Genomic DNA, 19,754 nt, shown 5'->3' with positions numbered 1-19,754 from the left:
TGTCCTCTCTTCAGTTCAAAAACAATTCTCTAAAAGAGTTGCTCGCTCAAATTCAATACTTTCATTTTTCGATGAATCTAGATGAATATATTGTGGAGCCTCTGGTACCGTTGAGCTATAAAAGTGATTCTCGCTTTGATGAAATCCCATATTTTTAAAATAGGCGTGGCAGGTTAAATTTTTGCCGCTATCTTCAATGGTTGCTGTTACCTGCCCATAGTTCTTAAGGATTAACAAAGTAACCAGACGTCCCATCGCATATTCGACTCCGAGGCCAAATACTCGGCAGGACAATACAACTTGTAAGATTTTATTTTCTTGCACAATAGCAACCGCGATTAAGCCGCTATCCATTGTTTTATCCTTAAGAAAGGCCGAGACGAAAAAACCACCCTGGTCAAATAGTTCCGCTACCTCTCTAAGATCCCAACGGCGACCTGTCGTATTAAATTGGTTCGTTTTATTTAATAACTCAAAAGCCCGCTGAAAATGGTGGTGCTCGATACTCTGAAGCAAAACATGGTGCTGTGTTAAACACAAAGACGCTAGCCAGTCTTCATGCGAGGACTGTTCTCGATGAAGATTTCTTTCTATTAGCGCTTGAATTGAAGCGGTCCTGTTTGCAGACTCACTACTAATTGAGGCAACCTGGGTTGAAACAGAGGTCAGTATTTGGCGCCGCCAATCATAGTGTTCTTTTGAGAGCGTTCTAATTTCAGGAAAAAGGTGTTTAACCTCATCAATTTCTCTGGGATTATCATCGATAAAAAGCGCATTAGCAGGAAGAATATTCACTTCTTTGAGTATCTCAGCAATATTCTTAGATTTGGGTTCAAAATTGATCTTTAGAGAAACAAAGGCGTCGAGCGAAATACGATCACCTAGGAGTTTATTAAAGCGTATCTTCGTTTCTTCTTCAGAGTTTTTACTCGCAATGGCTAATAGGCCGCCACGTGCTTTAAATATCAGAAGTGCCTCGATATAACCGAGAGGCCATCCTTCAAGGCGCTGCCAATCGGGCATTGCATCATCCGCTGCTACACCACGCCATAAAGTATCATCAAGGTCAGTAATAATAATCTTGATAGGGTTTGTCTGTTTTATAATTTTTAAGCTATCGATTATTCGATGAGCCACAGTATAAAATACCGTTTTTGATGGTGAAATAGATTGATAGAGTTGCGAGACAAGGGTCGATTGTTGTAGGCGTTTGTTATCATAGTCTACGCCATAATCTCCCACGTAGCTGGCATGTCCTATATATAAGACGCTGTCATCTTGTACAGAATATTTGCCATAGCCATTTAGAATTTCATTAATATCAAGATAATAAGCGTTAGAGATTGCTGAAACAGCCTGGCTCATTGCTTCATTCAATTTCATAACAAAAAAGGAAGGATTTCTTAAATGAAACCTAGGGAAAAGATATCCCATATGGTTAGAGGTTGGCTCTAAAAACGAGAGGAAAAGAACCTTTACTTTTTTCGAGCAACTTGCAAACAAGGCGACCTTTGAATCGAGTAGCTCTTTACAGCTGTCAAAATAGCCTTGTAATTCATCCTCTGAGTGTAACTGAGCCCACAATAGCTCCTTGCCGATGGTTGTATCCGCTACAGAATTCGCGCCTAAAATATGTCTAAGGGTTAAAGACACCACGACGGCATCATAATTTTCAAGGTCAACCTCAGGTAGCAAATCTATTTGACTAGAACCCCATAAGATGTTGTCCACTTTACAGTTTTCAGGAAAATAATCGACGAAACCAGAGATTCCACAGGTACCCAGCAATAATATTTTGGCATTGAGCGTTTCCTGATCGAGAGATTCAGCTTGGGTGGTAGGCAATCTGGCGGTTTGGTAATTATAGGGCGGTTCAACATTAGCTATTTTCCCCCGCCTAACATTGTCAATATGTTCTTGAGAATTAACAAAAGAGCGAAGTAAGTGGGGAATCTCAGCTTCTGACTTTATAGCTTCCATATGTGCTTTTAACCCAGCTTCATCAGCGTCTCTGCCTAGAATACTTTGGTAAGCAATTTTGACCCATTTTTCTGCAAAGTCTGCGGCATCATCTTCAGGCAGAGACATTATGCAGTTCCTTTTTATTCGAGATTTGATCTACTGGTGTCACTGAAGCTTGCACGGGGAAATTCATCCCGGCTAAACTGCCTTCCTTCACACACTGTATAAATGCTTCCCACTTAGGAAGAATTTTATCTGGTTGGTAGCGTGCGGAAACTTCCTGTCCACGTTGACGTAACTCAGCCTGTCTCTTAGAGGCGTCTTGTTGATAAAGTACCTTCTTTAAGGCATTGACTAGACTTTGCGTTGAGTAGGTATCAAAAAACTCAGCAGCATCATCATAGACCTCACGATGTACCGGAATATCAGAGGCAATAGTAATACCGCCACAACGCATGGATTCTACACCAGAAAAATCAAAGCCTTCAGCCAAACTGGGGCAGACTGTTGCTGCAGCATGCCGATACAGTACCCGCAAACTAGCTGCAGGGACAGAGCTCAGCATGAATAAACACCCTTGCTCTAGCCAAGGTTGAAATGCTCTTACTATCGGCGTGTAATCCCAGCCTAATCCTCCAACGATAACTAATTTTAAACTGGGGTCAGCTTCTGCTCGCAATATTTCCCATGCAGCTAGCAAACGCTGATGGTTCTTTCTTGGTTCAATAGTGGAAACGACAAGAAGATAATTCAATTTTGGATCGCTAGTTACTGAATTATAAAAACGTTCCTTCTCTTTTAGAGAAAAAAAGGGGAGGGAGAGATCAATGTTTTTGTTTTTATCGCCTTCATGCAAATGGCGTCTGATAATGCTACCTACTCGCTCTGATGAGGAATCTTCAAGGAAATAATGACTTGAAATTATATTATGTATGGTTACGGCTCTCTCTCTAGCTTCTGGAAACAATTTAATTAACTCTTGTCTTGTCGCTTCCGATACGCAAGCAAACCAGCCGCCAGACTTCACATTAGACATTAGGGCATAAAAATGGGTTGCCTGATGAAATGATTTATCGGGAATGGTGTGTGGCATAAGAATAGGCAGCGCATCATGATAACGAACAATAAGCGCTGTGCTTTTATGAACTCTTCCAGGATAGGGTGTTTGGCTAATAAAAATATCAAAGCCTCTGGTATTTAAAAGAGGATAATTAGGTCTGTCTTTTAACCCTAAAGATCGCAGGCCAGAATTATGGAAGATCTGCCAGGGAACAGTGCAGACTTTATAATTAAGGGATGCCACAGCGGCGAATTCGGATGCGGGTAAGGTTTTTGCGAAAAGAGTGCGCCAGGTAAAATCCTGAAAATGCTGGGAATCAAAATGAGATAGTTTAAACTCGGTCCCACATTTAATTTTCCAGTAGGTCAAGATGCCGATAAATTTTTTTTCGAACCAGCTTAAAACTTGATCTAAGTAGGTCTGATAAGGTTTTTCTGATAAGGAAACAATGACGCGAGAGTAACGATTTAACAGCCGTGCTTGAGGATAATCTCGCCAGAACAATTTTGAACGGGGGGTAGTGCCTTTGGCTAAGATCTGATGTGAGGTTTGTATTAGCCCCTCAATCTCAACCGATTCTATTTTGTTTAGCCCTGACATTAATAGTCGGGCTTCTTGAGGAATTCCTGCGTAGCCATCGAAAGCTGGTCTCATTTCAACTAAGATTTTTGTTTTTAATTTTTGATCATTCATAGGTGGCTAAATCCGTAACACACTTTATGACAAGCCACTATACATCAATTGTTTCTAAATGAAATCATTGTAATTAACAATAATTCTGTTTAACATCAAATTTTCTATCTATATGATTCTCTAGTGGAAAATATCATTAAAAAATTTGTTTTTTTAAGATCGCAAACCGCCTCCCTTTCCAAGTCGAAATATCAGGAAATTGCTGTAAAAGGAATGAGAAGATGTTTGCAGTATTTTCTCGCGATGGATCGACTTTTTTTGTTTTCTGTAGTTATCCCTGTCTTTGCCTCTCTAGTTTATTTTGGTCTTATCGCTTCTGACGTCTATGTTGTTGAATCACAGTTTGTGATTCGGAGTCCTGAAAACAAATCAATGAGCGGATTGGGCATGTTTCTCAGTCACTCTGGGTTTGGTCGTTCTCAAGACGATAACTTTGTTATTCAAAACTATATTCTTTCTACTGATGCGCTCAGTTTTTTGGAGAAACAGTATCAAATTGGACAACACTATGGTGCCAAGTCGGTAGATCGCTTAAAGCGCTTTGGGGGAGTGACTTGGGATACTAGCTTTGAATCTTTATTAGACTATTATAAAAAACATGTCACGGTAACCACTGACAATTCGTCGTCGATTTCTACATTGACAGTTCGTGCATTTAGCCCCGAAAAAGCCTATGAAATTAATAAAGCATTGCTTAAAAAAAGTGAGGCTTTAGTCAATCACATCAATGAGCGGGCCCGACAGGACATATTGCATTTTGCCTCGGCAGAGGTTAGCAATGCTGAGCAAAAGGCAAAAAAAACGGCATTGGCTTTATTAGAGTATCGTCAAAAAAAGAAGGTCTTTGATCCTATTAAACAAACGGCATTTGAGATACAACGGGTCGCTAAATTCAAAGATGAGCTGATTGTTAGAAAGGAGCAATTGCGGCAAATGGAAGCAATTACCTCTAAAAATCCTCAACTACCTGCTCTAAGGCAACAGGTTGCCTCTTTAGAAAATAATCTTGCTCTGCAGACAGAGCAAGTCGTCGGTAAGCATGGTTCTTTATCGAATAAGGCTTTAGGTTATGAGTACCTGAAATTAGAGAATATCTTTGCGCACAAGCAATTAACAGCTGCCTTGTCTTCACTGGAACAGGCTAGGATTGAAGCAGCACGTCAGCAGGTCTATCTTGAGCGAATTGAAAACCCGATAAAGCCGGCCAGTGCTATTGAGCCTCGCCGTATTTGGTCTATATGCACCACTTTATTACTTAGCCTGGTTATTTGGGGTGTTCTTTCGATGTTGATTGCTGGGGTAAAAGAGCATCAACAGTAGGGCGGATGATAAGTGCTTCGCTGCATCCAGGCTACATTCAATCTATTTAGTAATAGGTCAGCCCTATCACCCTAATGCAACGTCATCCAGAGCGCAGCGAAGGATCTCCGGGATTAACACTGTGCCACATTCAGGAGATCCTTCGCTGCGCTCTGGATGACGTAGCGCTGAGACAAGGAGGGACTCGACCTATTACTCTATTTAACAATGCCTTGCTAGACCTTCAGTAAATTTAATATCTCTTTTACTGCTTGTTCTACTGTATCTGTATGTTTAATCAGCATAGCCGGATTTTCAGGGGGCTCATAGGGACTATCTATACCCGACATATTCGGAAGCAGGCCTGCACGTGCTTTTTTATACAGTCCTTTTACATCTCGTGCTTCACAAATCTCTAAAGAGGCGCTGACATAGATTTCCAGACAGCTTTCAGTACCAATTAACTCCTGAGCCATCGCCCTTTCATGACGAAAAGGTGAGATAAGGGTGACCAGCACGATCAATCCACTATCTATCATTAATTTTGCAACTTCAGCAATGCGACGAATATTCTCAACTCTATCGGCAATTGTAAAACCAAGGTCTTTGTTTAAACCCAGGCGAATATTATCCGCATCTAGTAAGTAAGTACGTTTCCCCAACGCATAGAGTTCTATCTCAAGCGCATTAGCAATAGTCGATTTCCCCGAACCTGAAAGCCCTGTAAACCAAAGGACTTTACCCTTATGCCCATTTAGTTTTTCTCTGTGCTCACGGGTAATTGTTAAAGGCTGCTTATGAATATTTTGTGCGCGGCGCAAGCTATGATGGATAATTCCCGCAGCCACTGTTGTGTGGGTAAAACGATCGACCAAAATAAAGCTACCAAGTGGTTTAGAACGGTTATAGCTATCAATAACAATAGGTTTATTGGTGCTAAGCTGACAGACCGCTATATCATTGACAGCCATTTGCTTGCTAGCTTCATGCGCTAAGGTATTAACATTAATACGATATTTTAAAACAGTGATAGTGGCTGTTGTCCATTGACAAGCAAGCTTTAACTCATAACTTCGACTCACTAGTCCAGGTTCTTCATGCATCCAGATAATTGTTGCTTCAAACAGATCAGTGTTCTCAAGTGGTTTTTGGGCTAAAGAAAGAACATCGCCGCGGGAGGCATCAATCTCCTTATCTAAGGTTAGCGTAATTGCCTGGCCTTGATGAGCTATAGCTAAATCACCATCCATAGTGACGATATTGGCAATGTTTGCGGTTTGTCCAGATTTTGTCACGCGAATTTCATCGCCAATGCGGACAAGACCTTCAGCAACAGTGCCTGAAAAACCACGGAAAGCGGAGTTAGGGCGATTAACCCATTGAATGGGAAAAACAAAGGGTTGTGCTTCAGAAAATGGTGAGGTATTAAACTCTATGGTATTGAGATAGTGCATTAATGTTGGGCCCTTATACCAAGGTGTCAGATTGGATAGTTCGCTGACGTTATCCCCTTTTAATGCTGAAAGTGGTATCGCTGTGATGGAAGAAAAGTTTAATGCCGCGGCAAATTCAGTAAATAATGATTTTACCTTGGTATAAACAGATTCATCATAGTCAACCAAATCCATCTTGTTGATCGCTAAAACAATATGACGAATGCCCATTAAGGAACAGAGATAGGTATGACGGCAGGTTTGTACTGTTAACGCCTTCGATGCATCAATTAATACAACGGCGATATCTGCAGTAGATGCTGCGGTTACCATATTACGTGTATATTGTTCATGCCCTGGCGTATCTGCCAGGATAAATTTTCGCTGAGGACTGGCAAAAAAACGATGTGCGACATCAATCGTGATGCCTTGTTCTCTTTCGGCAGTCAAGCCATCAACTAACAAAGCAAAATCAAGCTCCCCGTTTTGGGTGCCGAAACGTTGTGAGTCACGGCTAAGGGCGGTAATTTGGTCATCAAATAACTGTTGAGACTCCCATAGCAAGCGACCAATTAAAGTACTTTTACCGTCATCGACACTGCCACAGGTAATAAATCGTAGTAAATCGCTACTCTGTTGTTCGTTTGCCAAAGTAGTTTTGTTTTCTAAAGTGATCTCTTGTTCCATTAGAAATAGCCTTCTTGCTTTTTTTGCTCCATGGACGCTGAGCTATCTAGATCAATCATACGTCCTTGGCGTTCTGAATATCGTGTGTTCATCAGTTCGTTAATAATCTCAGATAAGGATGTGGCTGTAGAATCAATTGCTCCTGTTAAGGGATAACAGCCTAAGGTTCTAAAGCGCACACAACGATTTTGAATTTCTTCACCTTCTAATAGTTTCATTCGTTCATCATCAACCATTAATAGGGTATTGTCCCTCAGGACAACAGGACGCTCTTTGGCAAAATACAAGGGAACTACAGGAATCTGCTCTTGTTGGATATATTGCCAGATATCCAATTCAGTCCAATTAGATAAAGGAAAAACCCGAATGCTCTCGCCGGGTAATTTACGGGTATTGAAAAGATTCCAAGGTTCAGGTCGTTGATTTTTAGGATCCCAACGATGGGTCTTGCTACGAAATGAGAAAATACGTTCTTTAGCACGCGATTTTTCCTCATCACGCCTTGCACCGCCAAAGACAAGATCAAATTTATAGTGATCCAGTGCCTGCTTTAATCCTTCAGTCTTTGTTATAGCTGTATGTAAGGCTGAACCATGATCAAAGGGATTAATATTCTTGGCAATAGCTTCTGGATTAGTATAAACCAGCAATTTCATACCACAGATCTGCGCCATCTGATCACGGAAGCGATACATCTCTTGGAATTTCCAACGGGTGTCTACATGCAATAATGGAAAGGGTGGGGTGGCAGGGTAAAAGGCTTTCCGTGCCAAATGTAGCATCACTGAACTGTCCTTGCCAATGGAATACAACATGGCTGGGTTTTCCGCCTCAGCTATCGCTTCACGAATAATATAGATACTTTCTGCTTCTAATTGGTTAAGGTGCGACATGGCCCTTTGTTGCGAACTAATTGTCATATCCGCGTTTATCCCTCACAAATATCGTTTGTCTTATCCAGGAGTCGTTATTAAATAACTCGTACAAAGATGGATTATCTTATAAGCCAAAATAGTCAAAACAGACGCAGCAGGCAGAGTAAGTACCCAAGACATAAAAATATTACGAATAACGATTAAATTTAAAGCGCCAATACCACGTGCTAAGCCAACACCAAGAACAGCACCTACCAGTGTTTGAGTCGCTGAAACAGGAATACCTGTGCTTGTTGCGACAACGACCGTTGTAGCGGCTGCCAGTGTCGCTGCGAAAGCACGGCTGGGGGTTAATGCAGTTATTGAACTGCCCACGGTTTCAATAACTTTTCGGCCATACATCAGAAAACCAGTAATAACACCTACGCAGCCAAGTAAGATAATCCAGGAGGGATAATTATCGGCTCCAATAGGTTGATTGGCATGGATTACCAGACTGTGCATGATTGTTAATGGACCGACAGCCAAAGCCACATCATTTGAGCCGTGGGCAAAAACCATGGCGCAGGCTGTCAACGCCATAAGTACGGCAAAATATTTTTCAACCTGAATAAAGCGCTCTCTTCTTCGGATTTTTGGCATTTCTGGAATGCGTTTGATAAAGGTCATTCCAGTTATGGTAATAAAAATGCTGGTTGCCAAGGTTACAGCTAAATCCTGCTTGAGGTTTAGATGAATATTAAAATGTTTCAATCCTTTGAAGACAGTAATGAAAGATAAGACTGTCCCTACTAAAAAGAGATAAATAGGGATATAGAGTTTGGCTTTTTCTAGCGGATTGCTTTTGATAAAAATTGTTTGCTGAATACTCACAAACAGGGCATAGCTTGTGATCCCTGCAATAAATGGTGAGGTAACCCAGCCTATAGCGATGTGAGATACTTGATTCCAATGAATAGCATTGGTGCCTAACACCACAGAGCCGAAGCCAACCATTGAGCCAACCAAGGCATTGGTAATGGAAACAGGGACACCCATGTAGCTCGCTAAATTCATCCATATAGTACAAGCAGCTAAAACACTAAGCATGCCTTCCATTAGCACTAAAGGCTGATTGGACAATTGACTGGAGTCGATAATGCCATCACGCATGGTCTCGGTCACACCACTTCCGCCAAGAAAGGCGCCGGCGAACTCAAAAATAATGGCAATCAACATGGCTTGTCGCACGGTAATTGCTTTTGAGCCCATAGTGGTACTCATGACATTCGCGAGATCGTTAGCACCAACGCCCCAGGTCATGAAGAAACAAAACGCTACAGCAATAAAAAGCAAAATAAGTGAATAATCCATGGGAATCTTTTACCTGGCAATGAGAATTTGCAGCCGACCACCTACAGTTTGGGCATGGTCAGCCAAGTCGCCAATCCATTGAACCAATTTATAGAGGAAGACTACTTCGATAGCAGGCAAATCCTTTTCCAGCTCAAAAATACGGTGCCTGATGTCAGATAGCTTTTCATCACTATCATGCTCAATTCCATCAAGAGTCACGATCATTTCTTCAACAATTTTCACTTCATTACCACGAAAACCGCTTTCAAGCAGTTCATCAAGCTCATTAATTGCTTTACAAGCCTGTTTAGATGCATCTAGAGAGCAATTAAGAAAAGGCATGAATGAGGTGGCAAGTGCTTGGGGAAGGATCATTTTCCGGCTAACAATCAGGCCGGCAATATCCTCCGCTTTATTCGCGATACGATCTTGTGCGCTCAATAATTCAAGCAAATCGGTTCGTGATACTGGAAGAAATAGGCCAGTTGGTAAATGCAAGCGCAGATCACGCTTGATTAGGTCAGCTTCAGTCTCAATGGAAGAGATTTTATCTTTTATACTGGTGGCAGTTTGCCAGTCTTGTATGAGGACAGCTTCAAAAAAGGGGTACAACTGTTTGGCACAATGATGTACTTTACGCATGTGTTGTTCAATGGGCCTAATTGGTGAGGGCCCAAACATGTTAAATATGCTACCCATCGTCATACATATCTTCGAGAAAGATTCGGGCGATTATAACTAAACTTTGTTCAGAACAAAACAACATAATGAATTTAGTTATCTCTGCTACACTTGAACATAAACAAGCAAGGGAGTGTGCTTAGATGAAAAAATGGTTTATAGCAATTTTATTTTTAGCGGCAAATGTGTTTGCCGATTCTGCCATGATAACCAAGGTTATTACTCTTAATTATCAAACAGCTGATCATATTATCCAGTTAGTACAACCTTTATTGGGCGAGGGTGAACAAATCAGTGGCTCAGGACAGACCTTGATAGTTAAGGTTACGCCGGAAACACTGACCCAGCTTCGTGATGTATTACACAAATTAGATCAGCCGCCAGTGACCTTTCAAATCAGTGTTTATCAAGGTGATCCCGATTGGTTAAACAATCAGAATGATAATACGATCGTTATTACTACGCCCTCACACTCTGATCAACTGCAACGTCAGTCTATTACGGTAATGAATGGCGAGTCTGCTTTTGTCAGTACAGGCCAGGATCAGCCTGTTTTGAGCTCGGCGGGAATTGGTTTTTGGACGGGCGTTAGTTATGACCGGCGTTTGGTGCAAAATGGCTTATTGGTTCAGCCTACCTTGCAAGGGAATCAGGTTAAGTTGAAAGTTCGTCGCATTCGCGAGCAGGCAAATCCTGTGGTTAATCAACAATTTGACCAACAACAGGTTGATACAACCGTTATGGTTCCTCTGAATAAATGGGTGTCTTTGGCGAGTCCTCAAGGAAGCCAGCCTGTCGATTCTTCTACCCAGATTATCCGTGCAGGTAACCAATTTACCCAAAACTCTACCCTATATATTAAGGTTAACTTGGTTCAGCAAGGGACAAGCAATACGGATAATTGGTAAGAGGTTTAGAAAGATGAGAAGAGTTCGATCTACCAAACAAAAGATAAGGGACGCTAATAACTCATTGCTAGGGTTTACTAATCCTGATGAGTTTTTTGATTTTATTGACCGCTACTACCAGGCAAATCTTGCAAAATTGACAGCCGGAATGAGTCCAGCAGCTTTTGGTACAGCTTATTATTCCTGGCTCTCGCAATTGTTAATTAGTCCTGGACGCTTGTTAGAGCTCGCTTTTTACCCATTAATTTATTCTGGAGAATGCAAAAATAAAATCTATTGTGAAGAGCGAGGTGGTAAAGGTACTGATGTGCGTTTTAAAACGGAAGATTGGCAATATTTTCCCTGGCGTTTATGGGCTGAAAATTTTCTCATGTGTGAAGATTGGTGGTCGCGCGCAACGACCAGATTACCGGGCTTACCCAAACCAGTTGGGCGTATCGTGTCTTTTCTAACAAGACAGATGTTGGATGCTTTATCGCCCTCTAATTTTGTTTTAACAAATCCTGACTTATTTCATGAAACTATTCGGGACAATGGTCTGAATTTGGTTCATGGTACAAAACTGGCAGTTAGCGATATGCTTGAGAAACTGATAGGGATACCGCCAGCCGGTGTAGAAAATTTTATTCCTGGTGAACATGTGGCGATTACACCTGGAAAGGTTGTTTATTCCAATCATTTGATTGAATTAATCCAATATGAACCGCAAACAAAGACTGTTGTTAAAGAGCCTCTTTTATTATTGCCGGCCTGGATTATGAAGTACTACATTTTGGATCTCTCCCCTGAAAACTCCATGGTGAAATGGTTAGTCCAGCATGGACATACTGTGTTCATTGTTTCTTGGCGCAATCCTGGTGCGGAGGATCGGAATCTTGGCATGGATGATTATTATCGCTTAGGGGCAATGGCTGCAATTGACGCGGTATCTGCTATTTTTCCTCGTCGAAAAATAAATTTAATGGGGTATTGTTTAGGGGGCACCTTGGCAATGCTTACCGCAGCGGCTATGGCAAGAAATGGCGATAAGCGACTTAATAGTATCTCGCTAATCGCAGCTCAGGCCGATTTCACCGATGCTGGCGAGTTAATGGTATTTGCTACTCAAAGCGAGATTGCTTTTCTCAAGAGTATGATGTGGGAGCAGGGCTATCTGGATACTAAGCAGATGGCAGGCTCTTTCCAGATGTTGCGTTCCTATGATTTGATTTGGTCGAAGATGATTCACGATTATATGAATGGTACGCAAAGAGGGATGATCGATTTGCTCGCATGGAATGCGGATTCAACACGCATGCCCTATAAAATGCATAGCGAGTATTTGGAAAGACTATTCTTAAATGATGATTTTGCTGAGGGTCGCTATAAGGTTGAAGGAAAGCCAGTAGCACCTAAAAACATAAGAATTCCTGTTTTTGTCGTTAGTGCGGACAATGATCACGTTGCGCCTTGGCAGTCAGTCTATAAAATCCATCTAATGATCGATAGCGAAAGGATGACCTTTGTTTTAGCTAATGGTGGGCATAATGCCGGAATTATAAGCCAACCAGGAAAGAAAGGTCGTTTTTATCGTATCTATGAGCGCCGAAAAGAAGACCCTTACTTAGACGCAGAGGACTGGTTAGGTATCGCAGAGGTTAAAAAAGGTTCATGGTGGGATGCTTGGAATAAATGGCTGATACAGCAATCCTCTGAGAAAAGACTGGCAGCCCGTGCTCTAAAGCGCAACTTAGCTGCTGCACCGGGGACTTATGTACTACAGAAATAGGCGCCCCGAGCATAGGTAAGCGTTCACTTCCTCTTAACCCGCACTCAAATCCATACTTTCACCAAGATTCAAACATTCCCCCAGAACGGATGCGAGCATTGTTCAAATAGAAAAAACTTTCATTCATTTCCCAATTTTGTCCTGTACAAAGTCAATAATTACTTTATCCTTTCCTACCTAAGGTTTTTAGCAAGATTAAAATAATTCCTTGAGGACAAATAATGCAAATAGCTAGTATTAAGGGGCGTGAAATTCTTGATTCACGCGGTAATCCTACAGTTGAAGCCGATGTTATTTTGGCGAATGGTGAAATAGGTCGGGCCAGTGTGCCTTCTGGAGCTTCTACGGGTAGTCGAGAAGCTTGTGAACTTCGTGATGGCGATAAGGCTCGCTATGCGGGACGAGGAGTGCTGAAGGCTGTTGAGCATATCAATCATGACATCAATCAGGCGCTGAAAGGCTCTTCTGTGGACGAGCAAGAGCAGATTGATTCTCGGCTTTGTGCTTTGGATGGTTATGATAACAAAGAGCGTTTAGGCGCAAATGCGATTCTTGCTGTTTCTCTTGCCTGTGCGCGTGCCCACGCTAATGCGGTCAAACAACCCTTATATCTGACACTGAATCAAGGTGAGCAGATGTCTATGCCAGTCCCTATGATGAATGTTCTCAATGGCGGCGCGCATGCGGATAATAATGTCGATATTCAGGAATTTATGTTAATGCCTGTTGGCGCCCCTGATTTTGCTACTGCCTTGCAAATGGGAGCAGAAACCTTTCATGTATTGAGAACAGTTCTGAAAAAACAGGGATTGAATACAGCCGTGGGTGACGAGGGTGGTTTTGCGCCAAATCTTAAATCGAACCGTCAGGCCTTAGATGTGTTAACCCAGGCCGTAGAGTTGGCTGGGTATAAACTAGGACAAGACATGGTTTTCGCCTTGGACGTGGCTGCATCAGAGCTTTTTCATGATGGTTTTTATCATCTCGCCTCTGAGAATAAGAAATTGAGCAGCTCAGAAATTATTAGTTATTATGGCGAATTAATGGCTAATTACCCGATTGTTAGTATTGAAGATGGTTTGGATGAACACGATTGGCAAGGTTGGCAGGAGTTGACTGCTCGTTTTGCTACAAAACTACAGTTAGTCGGAGATGATCTATTCGTGACTAACACACGTATTTTGCAAGAGGGAATCACCCAGAAAATGGCAAATGCTATTTTGATTAAGCTTAACCAAATTGGTACTCTGACGGAAACCAGGCAAGCTATCCGTTTAGCCCATGCTAACAATTATCGTTGCGTGATGTCGCATCGTTCTGGTGAAACAGAAGATTCCTTTATAGCCGACCTGGCTGTTGCAACAGGATGTGGCCAAATCAAAACAGGATCTTTATGTCGCACAGACAGAGTCGCAAAATATAATCAATTGCTGCGTATTAATGAGTTAGCACCGCTACCTTATGCAGGGCGTTCGGTATTAATCTGAAAACCTTGCTCGCCATTGCGAGGAGCGAGTGACGAAGCAATCCAGAGTTCGGAGCTCTGATCCTTGGATTGCTTCACCCCGTTCGCAATGACGGCGGTTCTTTTTATTCATGCAACAATGCCTGTTTGCTATGACAGTACCTACATTTATATGTTTCATTGTTGTCAGAAGGACACTCTGGTGAAATCCATTGTGACCTGTATATAATAGAAAAAAATAAATTCCCTTTGGTTTATCATGCGATCAATCGTTTTCATTCTGTTATTAGCACTTGCCGGTTTGCAATATAAATTATGGCTTGGAGATGGTGGTATCTATCAATGGCGTAGCCTTGAAAAAAAAATAGCCACACAGGAAAGTGAAAATGACAAACTTATAACTCGTAATCTCGCTATTGATGCCGATATTGTTGAATTAAAAGGCGGCGATCAGGCCTTAGAAGAGCAAGCTCGCTATGAGTTGGGTATGGTTAAAAAAGATGAAGTTTATTATCAGTTTGTTGATTGAAAGGGCCTTATTCGATAACCATATAGGTTCTATATAAGTTGAGATAAGAATTATCCTTTTCTGTGGTTACTAATAGCTGGTTAATTTTTTGAATTAAATCTGGCTTGCTTGGTAAGGCCATAATAGCTATCCCTTGACCCAACAAGACTGGCTCACCCAAGATATCGAATTGGTCACCTCCGTTTTGCAGCCAGTAATGAGCTGTAGGCTTATGTATAAAAGCAGCAGCAATATCTTTATTACTTAATGCGCTAATTAAATCCTCCATGTCATTATACTCAGCAATTTTAATGCTAGTACTGTAATTTTGAACCAACCATTGATAGGTCACACTGCCATCTTCCTCACCTTTGATGACTCCAACAACTTTACCAGTCAGGTCTTTGGGTGATTTCAATTCTGAGCCTTTAAGCATTAAAAACTGTCCATGACCCATAAGATAAGGCAGACTGAAAATGTATTTTTGAAGTCGATCCTGTGAAATGGAAATCCCGCCGATGGCAAGATCGACTCTTCCTGAATCGAGCGCTGGAAATATCTCATGAAAATCCATAGGTATTATTTCACAGTCCTCATGCATTCGCTGACAAAGTAGCTGAATCAAGCTCATATCAAACCCTTCAGAGGTTGATATAACATAGGGTGGATAAAAATACTCAGTGCCAACTTTAAGCGTTGCATAAAGTGGGGTTGTCAGCATTGCTAAGCAGAGTAATAAAGGAAACAAGAGTTTTCTACGTTTCATAACAAATCCTTTCTTGTTATAAAAACCAGCGAGGTTTTGGCTTGTTTCTTTTAAGTGTAGCTGTTTCTGTGGGAATAGTATAAAAAACAACCAAAGCAATAGAGACAGGCTCTTTGGCTGATCTAATTACTAATATAGCTGTCTATGCCTGCCTGTTTTTCTTAGAAGATGCCCTATATTAAACAGCAATGAGCTCTGTAGGAAGCGCCTCTGGTGGCTGTTGCCAAAGACTTAATACATAACCTCCGCCGCCAGAGCCTGTTGGTTTGACTGCTAAGGCGCCGGAGTTCAACAACATTTGCATATGTTGTTGCAAGGTTTCACTAATTAGCCCCCATTGTTTGAAGCAATCTGCCGTTAGGTTAATTGCTTTAGCTAAATTGTTTAAGGATTCAGCTGTATTTTTCTCCAATGCGTCTGCAGACATTTTTACGCTATCACTCATTTTTTGATCAATGAACGCCGCTTTAGCCGGATCGTTTTGCCAAATCTCATTAACTTGATTAATACAGTGGGAAGTGATGCCAATTTGACCACAAGAGGATAGGAACCAATGCGGTTGCCAGCTTTGATGGACAGGCTTCATATTGCCTTGCTGAAATAAGATCCCGCTTTCAGCTGCGACACCAGCTATATCAAGACCTGAACTTTTACCATGAAATAAATTTTCCAAGTCTTTGGCAAAAGAAAAAATAGCATCCTCGGCTAAAAAATTCTGTGCAGCAAACCAGCGGGCAGTGGCTACACAAAGAGCAGCGGATGCGCCCATTCCCACTCCTATAGGAATATCACTATAGATATGAAAATGGCCATCGAGATTATTCAATGAGCGACCTAGTAATTGCTGGCCCTGCTCCAGAACGCTCCAAAATAATAAATGCATGTCTGTACCACTAGTGCCTACGTAATCAGCACTAAGTTCATTCCCAGACTTACGATAACTCAGAGTAAGTTTTTTTTCCTTTATAGGAAAAACAAGAGCACCATGTCCACGTAGGACAGCATGTTCGCCTGCTAATATCCATTTGCCATGGGTTGTTGTTTGAAAATCATAGGACATCGTAATTGCCAACTAAATAATCTCGTTTAAATTGAAGGGCCATATCAGCTTGGTCAGGGCGATAGAGAAGGTGAATGTTAGGTCCTGCGTCCATCGTTACAATCGGCCCATCGCCTTCGCGTTGCCATAGATCTTGTAAACTTCTTAGGGCCTCATCGCTTTTCTCAGTGATATAGTGAAAGGGTGGATTAGATGTACCAAAGAGGTTATGCATGTCATGGAATTCACGCCAGCAAATTTGATAAATACTACCCCAATCCTTCTCTCTGAACGCGCTAAGCAGGCTTTTAAGATTCTCATTGGCTCTTTCGAGTCGTGATTGGTAATTATGGGAGCTTTTAACTCGCTGATGCGCTTCACTCGATGGTACTTGCTTTTCGCTATGACTGATAACGATTACCTCATGATGCAATTGAGTATAAGGTAATTCAATGGCTTCAACCTTGTCATCATGCCAAAAAGCCCAGGGGGCGAAAAAAGAACGGCATGAGGAGCCGGAGCCTTTCATACTTAATAAGGCTTGCTGTTCTATCGAGGGCTGGGGTTGAGAACTCAGTTCAGAAATCGCTAGTACTGCGCATTTAGTCAGAGCAGCGAAGCTTGAAGCTGAGCTAGCCAGACCACTACTATGCGGAAAATTGTTTGTTGAGCGCACAATAAAATAGCCAGTGTACTTAAAGAACTCTTTTATACGCGCCAAATGCTGTAAAAAACGTTGCTGTCCTTGAGGGGATAAATTAAAAGGATCTGCGCCGGGTGTTTCAAGGGGCTCCCAAAAGTCTTTTTTAGCTGAGTGGCTTTCCAGGACAACAGAGCTTAGCAAGTCATTTAAGGTATAAGACAAGGAGGGGTTCGCTGGAATATTGCTTTCCGGTTCCTTTTTTCCCATGTATTTTATTAGGGCAATGTTAGCAGGTGCTTGAGCAAACCATTGCATAATTGAGATCTCCTGAGTTTGGTCTAAAGGTTTTTAGTAAGCATTCACGCCATATTCAAAGAAAGTCTGTATTTGGCGCATGTTGCGAGAAAAACCGCAAAAAAACCACTCACATAGATAGCTATGCTGCGCATTTTTTTGCGGTTTTTCTCGCAACATGCTCTCAAATCCATACTTTCACCAAGATTCAAACATACCCCCTGAACAGATATGGTTTTAATGCCCAGGGGCATCGTTCCAAAGAATTTTATGTAACTGCAATTGAAATCGTACTGGTAGTTTATCTTGCACAATCCAATCAGCAAGATGTGTTGGATTTAACTCATTCCAACTAGGAGAAAAAAGAATTTGTGTCCGGTCAGCTAAACCAAATTCAGCCATGATTTGCCTAGCCCAGTCATAGTCTTTGCGACTACATAATACGAATTTAATCTGATCACTTGGTTTTAAATAGTCTAAATTAGCAAATAAATTTTTTGTGCTTTCGCCAGAATCAGGTGTTTTTAAATCCATAACAATCATGACTCTTTTATCTACTTCGGAGATATCCCGTGCACCACTTGTTTCTAGCGATACCTTATATCCAGCATCACAAAGTTGTTCCATGAGTGTGAGACAGCCAGGTTGGGCTAAGGGCTCTCCGCCTGTAACACAGACATGCTGACAATCGTAGGAGGCTACTTGTTCAAGGACTCTAGCAATATCGACAATCTCTCCACCACTGAAGGCATAGGCAGTATCACAATATTGGCAACGCAGCGGGCAGCCAGTTAAGCGGACAAAAACCGTGGGTAAACCCACGGTGATCGATTCACCTTGAAGAGAATGAAAAATCTCGGTAATTCGCAGTTGATTACTAAATTGCTTCATGAGACGCCTAAAGACTCCAGTTTTATAGTTGCTAATTGAGCAGTAGGGGTATCTGGGTAGTTCTTTATGACCTGTTGTAAGCGAAATTTGGCTTCACTATCTTTACCTGAAGCAGCAAGTGCATAACCAATTTTAAGTGTAGATGCAGCAGCTTTGGACGAAGAGGGAAATTGTTTTAATACAATTTCAAAATGCTCGATCGCTTTAGGGTAGTTACTTTTAACCATATAAAGCTCTCCCAGCCAATATTGCGCATTCGCGGTGTAACCACCATGAGGATATTGGCTAATGAAAGCCTGCATGGCAGTTAATGCATCATCAAAGTGCTTATTTTTGACTAATTCATAGGCTGCAAGATAACTGATCTGCTCATCTGCCGGGTTGCCACGCGCCGTGTTTATAACACCAGAAGTAATTATTTTTTCTTCAGATGCTGATTGGTCTGGTTGGCTGGGAGTAGGAAGATTGACTTTGGGTGCAGCTGCTACTTCTTGCTGAGGTTGTTCTGCAGGTGCTAATTGTGCAGATTGTATAGATTTACTTGAACCATCACGCACACGTGCATCTAAATCTTTGTAGAAGGCTAACTGTTGCTGCTGGAGCATCTTTAAGTCATGGGCTTGAACTTCCAATTGGCCACGTAATTCTTGAATATCTTGTTGCAATCCTTGCAGCTTATTTACTAGTTCGGCGCTATCGCTGCTGGAACTATCGTGATTATCCCGCGCCAGTGCAACTTCATCATCACTATCTTCATTAAGCTGCGCTTTAGCAACAGGCTGCTCTATAGCGGCCTGCTGTTCATCGAGAATCGCGAAATTCTCACTGTCATCAACTACTGGTGCTTCAGCCAAAACCTGCAGTGGTAAACAGCAGGTTAGGCATAGGCTTAGTAGAAGTCGATGGTACTTAATCATCGGGTTGCCTCATAAGTTAACTCAACACGACGATTCATCTTGTGAGCTTCATCGTCATGACCAGTGTATAAAGGACGTTCTTTACCATAGCTGACTACACGGATTTGGTGTCTGCTAACGCCCCACATTTTTAGCAGGTCGGCTACAGTGTTAGCACGACGCTCACCTAGCGCAACGTTATATTCGCGGCTACCGCGCTCATCAGTATGGCCAGCAAGAAGAACTCGCGCACCTTCATGCGACTTCAAATAGTCTGCTTGAGCTTGGAGAGAGGGTCTGTATTTAGAGGCGAAAGAACTATCATCATAAGAGAACAGGTAACGTTGGTTATGTGGTGCTTTAGTTGTATAAGACTCGCCAGGTGCTTGGCCTGCAAATTGGGTAAAACCACCCAGACCGTGTGCTGTAGCGCCGCCTTCACCAAAACCATCGGCATGGCCGGGCACTTTTTTTGAACAGGCAGTGAGTAGCACAAGGCCCGCAACAACAAGTCCTAGCTTTATCGATTTGGCTTTCATCCTCTAATCTCC

Annotated in this window: 17 protein-coding genes; 5 read left to right on the top strand and 12 right to left on the bottom strand. The window is 42.0% G+C overall.

What is annotated here, in order from left to right; genetic code table 11:
* Positions 1-15: 15 nt before the first annotated feature.
* Both BN1094_RS10310 and BN1094_RS10305 read right to left on the bottom strand, forming a co-directional pair.
* On the bottom strand, positions 16-2,088 hold the full coding sequence (locus tag BN1094_RS10310) for an HAD-IIIC family phosphatase (protein WP_052403244.1): 2,073 nt from the start codon (positions 2,086-2,088) through the stop codon (positions 16-18).
* The gene (locus tag BN1094_RS10305) at positions 2,075-3,715 is read right to left on the bottom strand and encodes a glycosyltransferase family 4 protein (protein WP_052403243.1); all 1,641 of its coding nucleotides are present in this window, start codon (positions 3,713-3,715) and stop codon (positions 2,075-2,077) included. The genes BN1094_RS10310 and BN1094_RS10305 overlap by 14 nt, the downstream gene beginning before the upstream one ends.
* 123 nt (positions 3,716-3,838) lie before the next feature.
* Here BN1094_RS10305 and BN1094_RS10300 point away from each other — a divergent pair, with 123 nt between their 5' ends.
* Entirely contained in the window at positions 3,839-5,035 is a 1,197-nt protein-coding gene (locus BN1094_RS10300) for a KpsE/RkpR family capsule polysaccharide export protein (protein WP_052403242.1), read from the top strand.
* A 215-nt stretch (positions 5,036-5,250) separates the two neighbouring features.
* Here the strand turns inward: BN1094_RS10300 and cysN are convergent, their stop codons facing one another.
* Genes cysN through BN1094_RS10280 form a run of 4 tightly spaced genes read right to left on the bottom strand, consistent with a single transcriptional unit; the run spans position 5,251 to position 10,025 of the window.
* Positions 5,251-7,134, bottom strand: coding sequence for a sulfate adenylyltransferase subunit CysN (gene cysN / locus BN1094_RS10295; RefSeq protein WP_043874310.1), 1,884 nt, complete (start codon positions 7,132-7,134; stop codon positions 5,251-5,253).
* Positions 7,134-8,054: a sulfate adenylyltransferase subunit CysD gene (gene cysD / locus BN1094_RS10290; RefSeq protein ID WP_081935115.1), complete on the bottom strand. Its 921-nt coding sequence runs from the start codon at positions 8,052-8,054 to the stop codon at positions 7,134-7,136. The genes cysN and cysD overlap by 1 nt, the downstream gene beginning before the upstream one ends.
* Positions 8,055-8,087: 33 nt before the next feature.
* Positions 8,088-9,362 carry an inorganic phosphate transporter gene (locus tag BN1094_RS10285; protein WP_043874309.1) on the bottom strand — a complete coding sequence of 425 codons (1,275 nt, stop codon included), beginning with the start codon at positions 9,360-9,362 and terminating at the stop codon, positions 8,088-8,090.
* A 9-nt stretch (positions 9,363-9,371) separates the two neighbouring features.
* Positions 9,372-10,025 (bottom strand): TIGR00153 family protein, encoded by a 654-nt coding sequence (locus tag BN1094_RS10280; protein ID WP_176695295.1) that lies wholly within the window; start codon positions 10,023-10,025, stop codon positions 9,372-9,374.
* Between the two features lie 143 nt (positions 10,026-10,168).
* On the opposite strand from BN1094_RS10280, the gene BN1094_RS10275 reads away from it, so the two are divergent.
* The 4 genes from BN1094_RS10275 to ftsB all read left to right on the top strand — a co-directional run bounded on the left by BN1094_RS10275 (position 10,169) and on the right by ftsB (position 14,695).
* Complete coding sequence (locus BN1094_RS10275) at positions 10,169-10,933, top strand: type II/III secretion system protein (protein ID WP_043874307.1); 765 nt, start codon at positions 10,169-10,171, stop codon at positions 10,931-10,933.
* A 13-nt stretch (positions 10,934-10,946) separates the two neighbouring features.
* Complete coding sequence (locus BN1094_RS10270; protein WP_043874306.1) at positions 10,947-12,701, top strand: PHA/PHB synthase family protein; 1,755 nt, start codon at positions 10,947-10,949, stop codon at positions 12,699-12,701.
* 221 nt (positions 12,702-12,922) lie between these two features.
* Positions 12,923-14,188, top strand: coding sequence for a phosphopyruvate hydratase (gene eno / locus BN1094_RS10265; RefSeq protein ID WP_099909007.1), 1,266 nt, complete (start codon positions 12,923-12,925; stop codon positions 14,186-14,188).
* Between the two features lie 237 nt (positions 14,189-14,425).
* Positions 14,426-14,695, top strand: coding sequence for a cell division protein FtsB (ftsB, locus tag BN1094_RS10260; RefSeq protein ID WP_043874304.1), 270 nt, complete (start codon positions 14,426-14,428; stop codon positions 14,693-14,695).
* Positions 14,696-14,702: 7 nt separating this feature from the next.
* On the opposite strand, the gene BN1094_RS10255 is transcribed toward ftsB, so the two are convergent.
* The 6 genes from BN1094_RS10255 to pal all read right to left on the bottom strand — a co-directional run bounded on the left by BN1094_RS10255 (position 14,703) and on the right by pal (position 19,742).
* Positions 14,703-15,440: a transporter substrate-binding domain-containing protein gene (locus BN1094_RS10255; RefSeq protein WP_043874303.1), complete on the bottom strand. Its 738-nt coding sequence runs from the start codon at positions 15,438-15,440 to the stop codon at positions 14,703-14,705.
* Positions 15,441-15,618: 178 nt separating this feature from the next.
* The gene (locus BN1094_RS10250; protein ID WP_043874302.1) at positions 15,619-16,500 is read right to left on the bottom strand and encodes a mevalonate kinase family protein; all 882 of its coding nucleotides are present in this window, start codon (positions 16,498-16,500) and stop codon (positions 15,619-15,621) included.
* Positions 16,490-17,437 carry a diphosphomevalonate decarboxylase gene (locus tag BN1094_RS10245; RefSeq protein ID WP_043874301.1) on the bottom strand — a complete coding sequence of 316 codons (948 nt, stop codon included), beginning with the start codon at positions 17,435-17,437 and terminating at the stop codon, positions 16,490-16,492. The genes BN1094_RS10250 and BN1094_RS10245 overlap by 11 nt, the downstream gene beginning before the upstream one ends.
* A 216-nt stretch (positions 17,438-17,653) precedes the next feature.
* Positions 17,654-18,307: a 7-carboxy-7-deazaguanine synthase QueE gene (gene queE, locus BN1094_RS10240; RefSeq protein ID WP_043874300.1), complete on the bottom strand. Its 654-nt coding sequence runs from the start codon at positions 18,305-18,307 to the stop codon at positions 17,654-17,656.
* Complete coding sequence (gene ybgF, locus BN1094_RS10235; RefSeq protein ID WP_043874299.1) at positions 18,304-19,224, bottom strand: tol-pal system protein YbgF; 921 nt, start codon at positions 19,222-19,224, stop codon at positions 18,304-18,306. Before ybgF ends, queE begins: the two co-directional genes overlap by 4 nt.
* Positions 19,221-19,742 carry a peptidoglycan-associated lipoprotein Pal gene (pal, locus tag BN1094_RS10230; RefSeq protein ID WP_043874298.1) on the bottom strand — a complete coding sequence of 174 codons (522 nt, stop codon included), beginning with the start codon at positions 19,740-19,742 and terminating at the stop codon, positions 19,221-19,223. Before pal ends, ybgF begins: the two co-directional genes overlap by 4 nt.
* Positions 19,743-19,754 lie beyond the last annotated feature (12 nt).

The sequence above is a fragment of the Legionella massiliensis genome, from assembly GCF_000756815.1.
Taxonomy (GTDB): Bacteria; Pseudomonadota; Gammaproteobacteria; order Legionellales; family Legionellaceae; genus Tatlockia; species Tatlockia massiliensis.
Note: the sequence above shows the minus strand (reverse complement) of the source record. Positions and strands in the feature narration are given on the sequence as shown.

Bases quoted from the DNA above. Each gene is read 5' to 3' on its own strand.
- BN1094_RS10310 (WP_052403244.1), bottom strand. From the start codon at position 2,088: ATGTCTCTGCCTGAAGATGATGCCGCAGACTTTGCAGAAAAATGGGTC.
- eno (WP_099909007.1), top strand. From the start codon at position 12,923: ATGCAAATAGCTAGTATTAAGGGGCGTGAAATTCTTGATTCACGCGGT.
- ftsB (WP_043874304.1), top strand. From the start codon at position 14,426: ATGCGATCAATCGTTTTCATTCTGTTATTAGCACTTGCCGGTTTGCAA.
- cysN (WP_043874310.1), bottom strand. From the start codon at position 7,134: ATGGAACAAGAGATCACTTTAGAAAACAAAACTACTTTGGCAAACGAA.
- pal (WP_043874298.1), bottom strand. From the start codon at position 19,742: ATGAAAGCCAAATCGATAAAGCTAGGACTTGTTGTTGCGGGCCTTGTG.
- BN1094_RS10245 (WP_043874301.1), bottom strand. From the start codon at position 17,437: ATGCAATGGTTTGCTCAAGCACCTGCTAACATTGCCCTAATAAAATAC.
- BN1094_RS10280 (WP_176695295.1), bottom strand. From the start codon at position 10,025: ATGTTTGGGCCCTCACCAATTAGGCCCATTGAACAACACATGCGTAAA.
- BN1094_RS10255 (WP_043874303.1), bottom strand. From the start codon at position 15,440: ATGAAACGTAGAAAACTCTTGTTTCCTTTATTACTCTGCTTAGCAATG.
- queE (WP_043874300.1), bottom strand. From the start codon at position 18,307: ATGAAGCAATTTAGTAATCAACTGCGAATTACCGAGATTTTTCATTCT.
- ybgF (WP_043874299.1), bottom strand. From the start codon at position 19,224: ATGATTAAGTACCATCGACTTCTACTAAGCCTATGCCTAACCTGCTGT.
- cysD (WP_081935115.1), bottom strand. From the start codon at position 8,054: ATGACAATTAGTTCGCAACAAAGGGCCATGTCGCACCTTAACCAATTA.
- BN1094_RS10285 (WP_043874309.1), bottom strand. From the start codon at position 9,362: ATGGATTATTCACTTATTTTGCTTTTTATTGCTGTAGCGTTTTGTTTC.
- BN1094_RS10275 (WP_043874307.1), top strand. From the start codon at position 10,169: ATGAAAAAATGGTTTATAGCAATTTTATTTTTAGCGGCAAATGTGTTT.
- BN1094_RS10250 (WP_043874302.1), bottom strand. From the start codon at position 16,500: ATGTCCTATGATTTTCAAACAACAACCCATGGCAAATGGATATTAGCA.
- BN1094_RS10305 (WP_052403243.1), bottom strand. From the start codon at position 3,715: ATGAATGATCAAAAATTAAAAACAAAAATCTTAGTTGAAATGAGACCA.
- BN1094_RS10270 (WP_043874306.1), top strand. From the start codon at position 10,947: ATGAGAAGAGTTCGATCTACCAAACAAAAGATAAGGGACGCTAATAAC.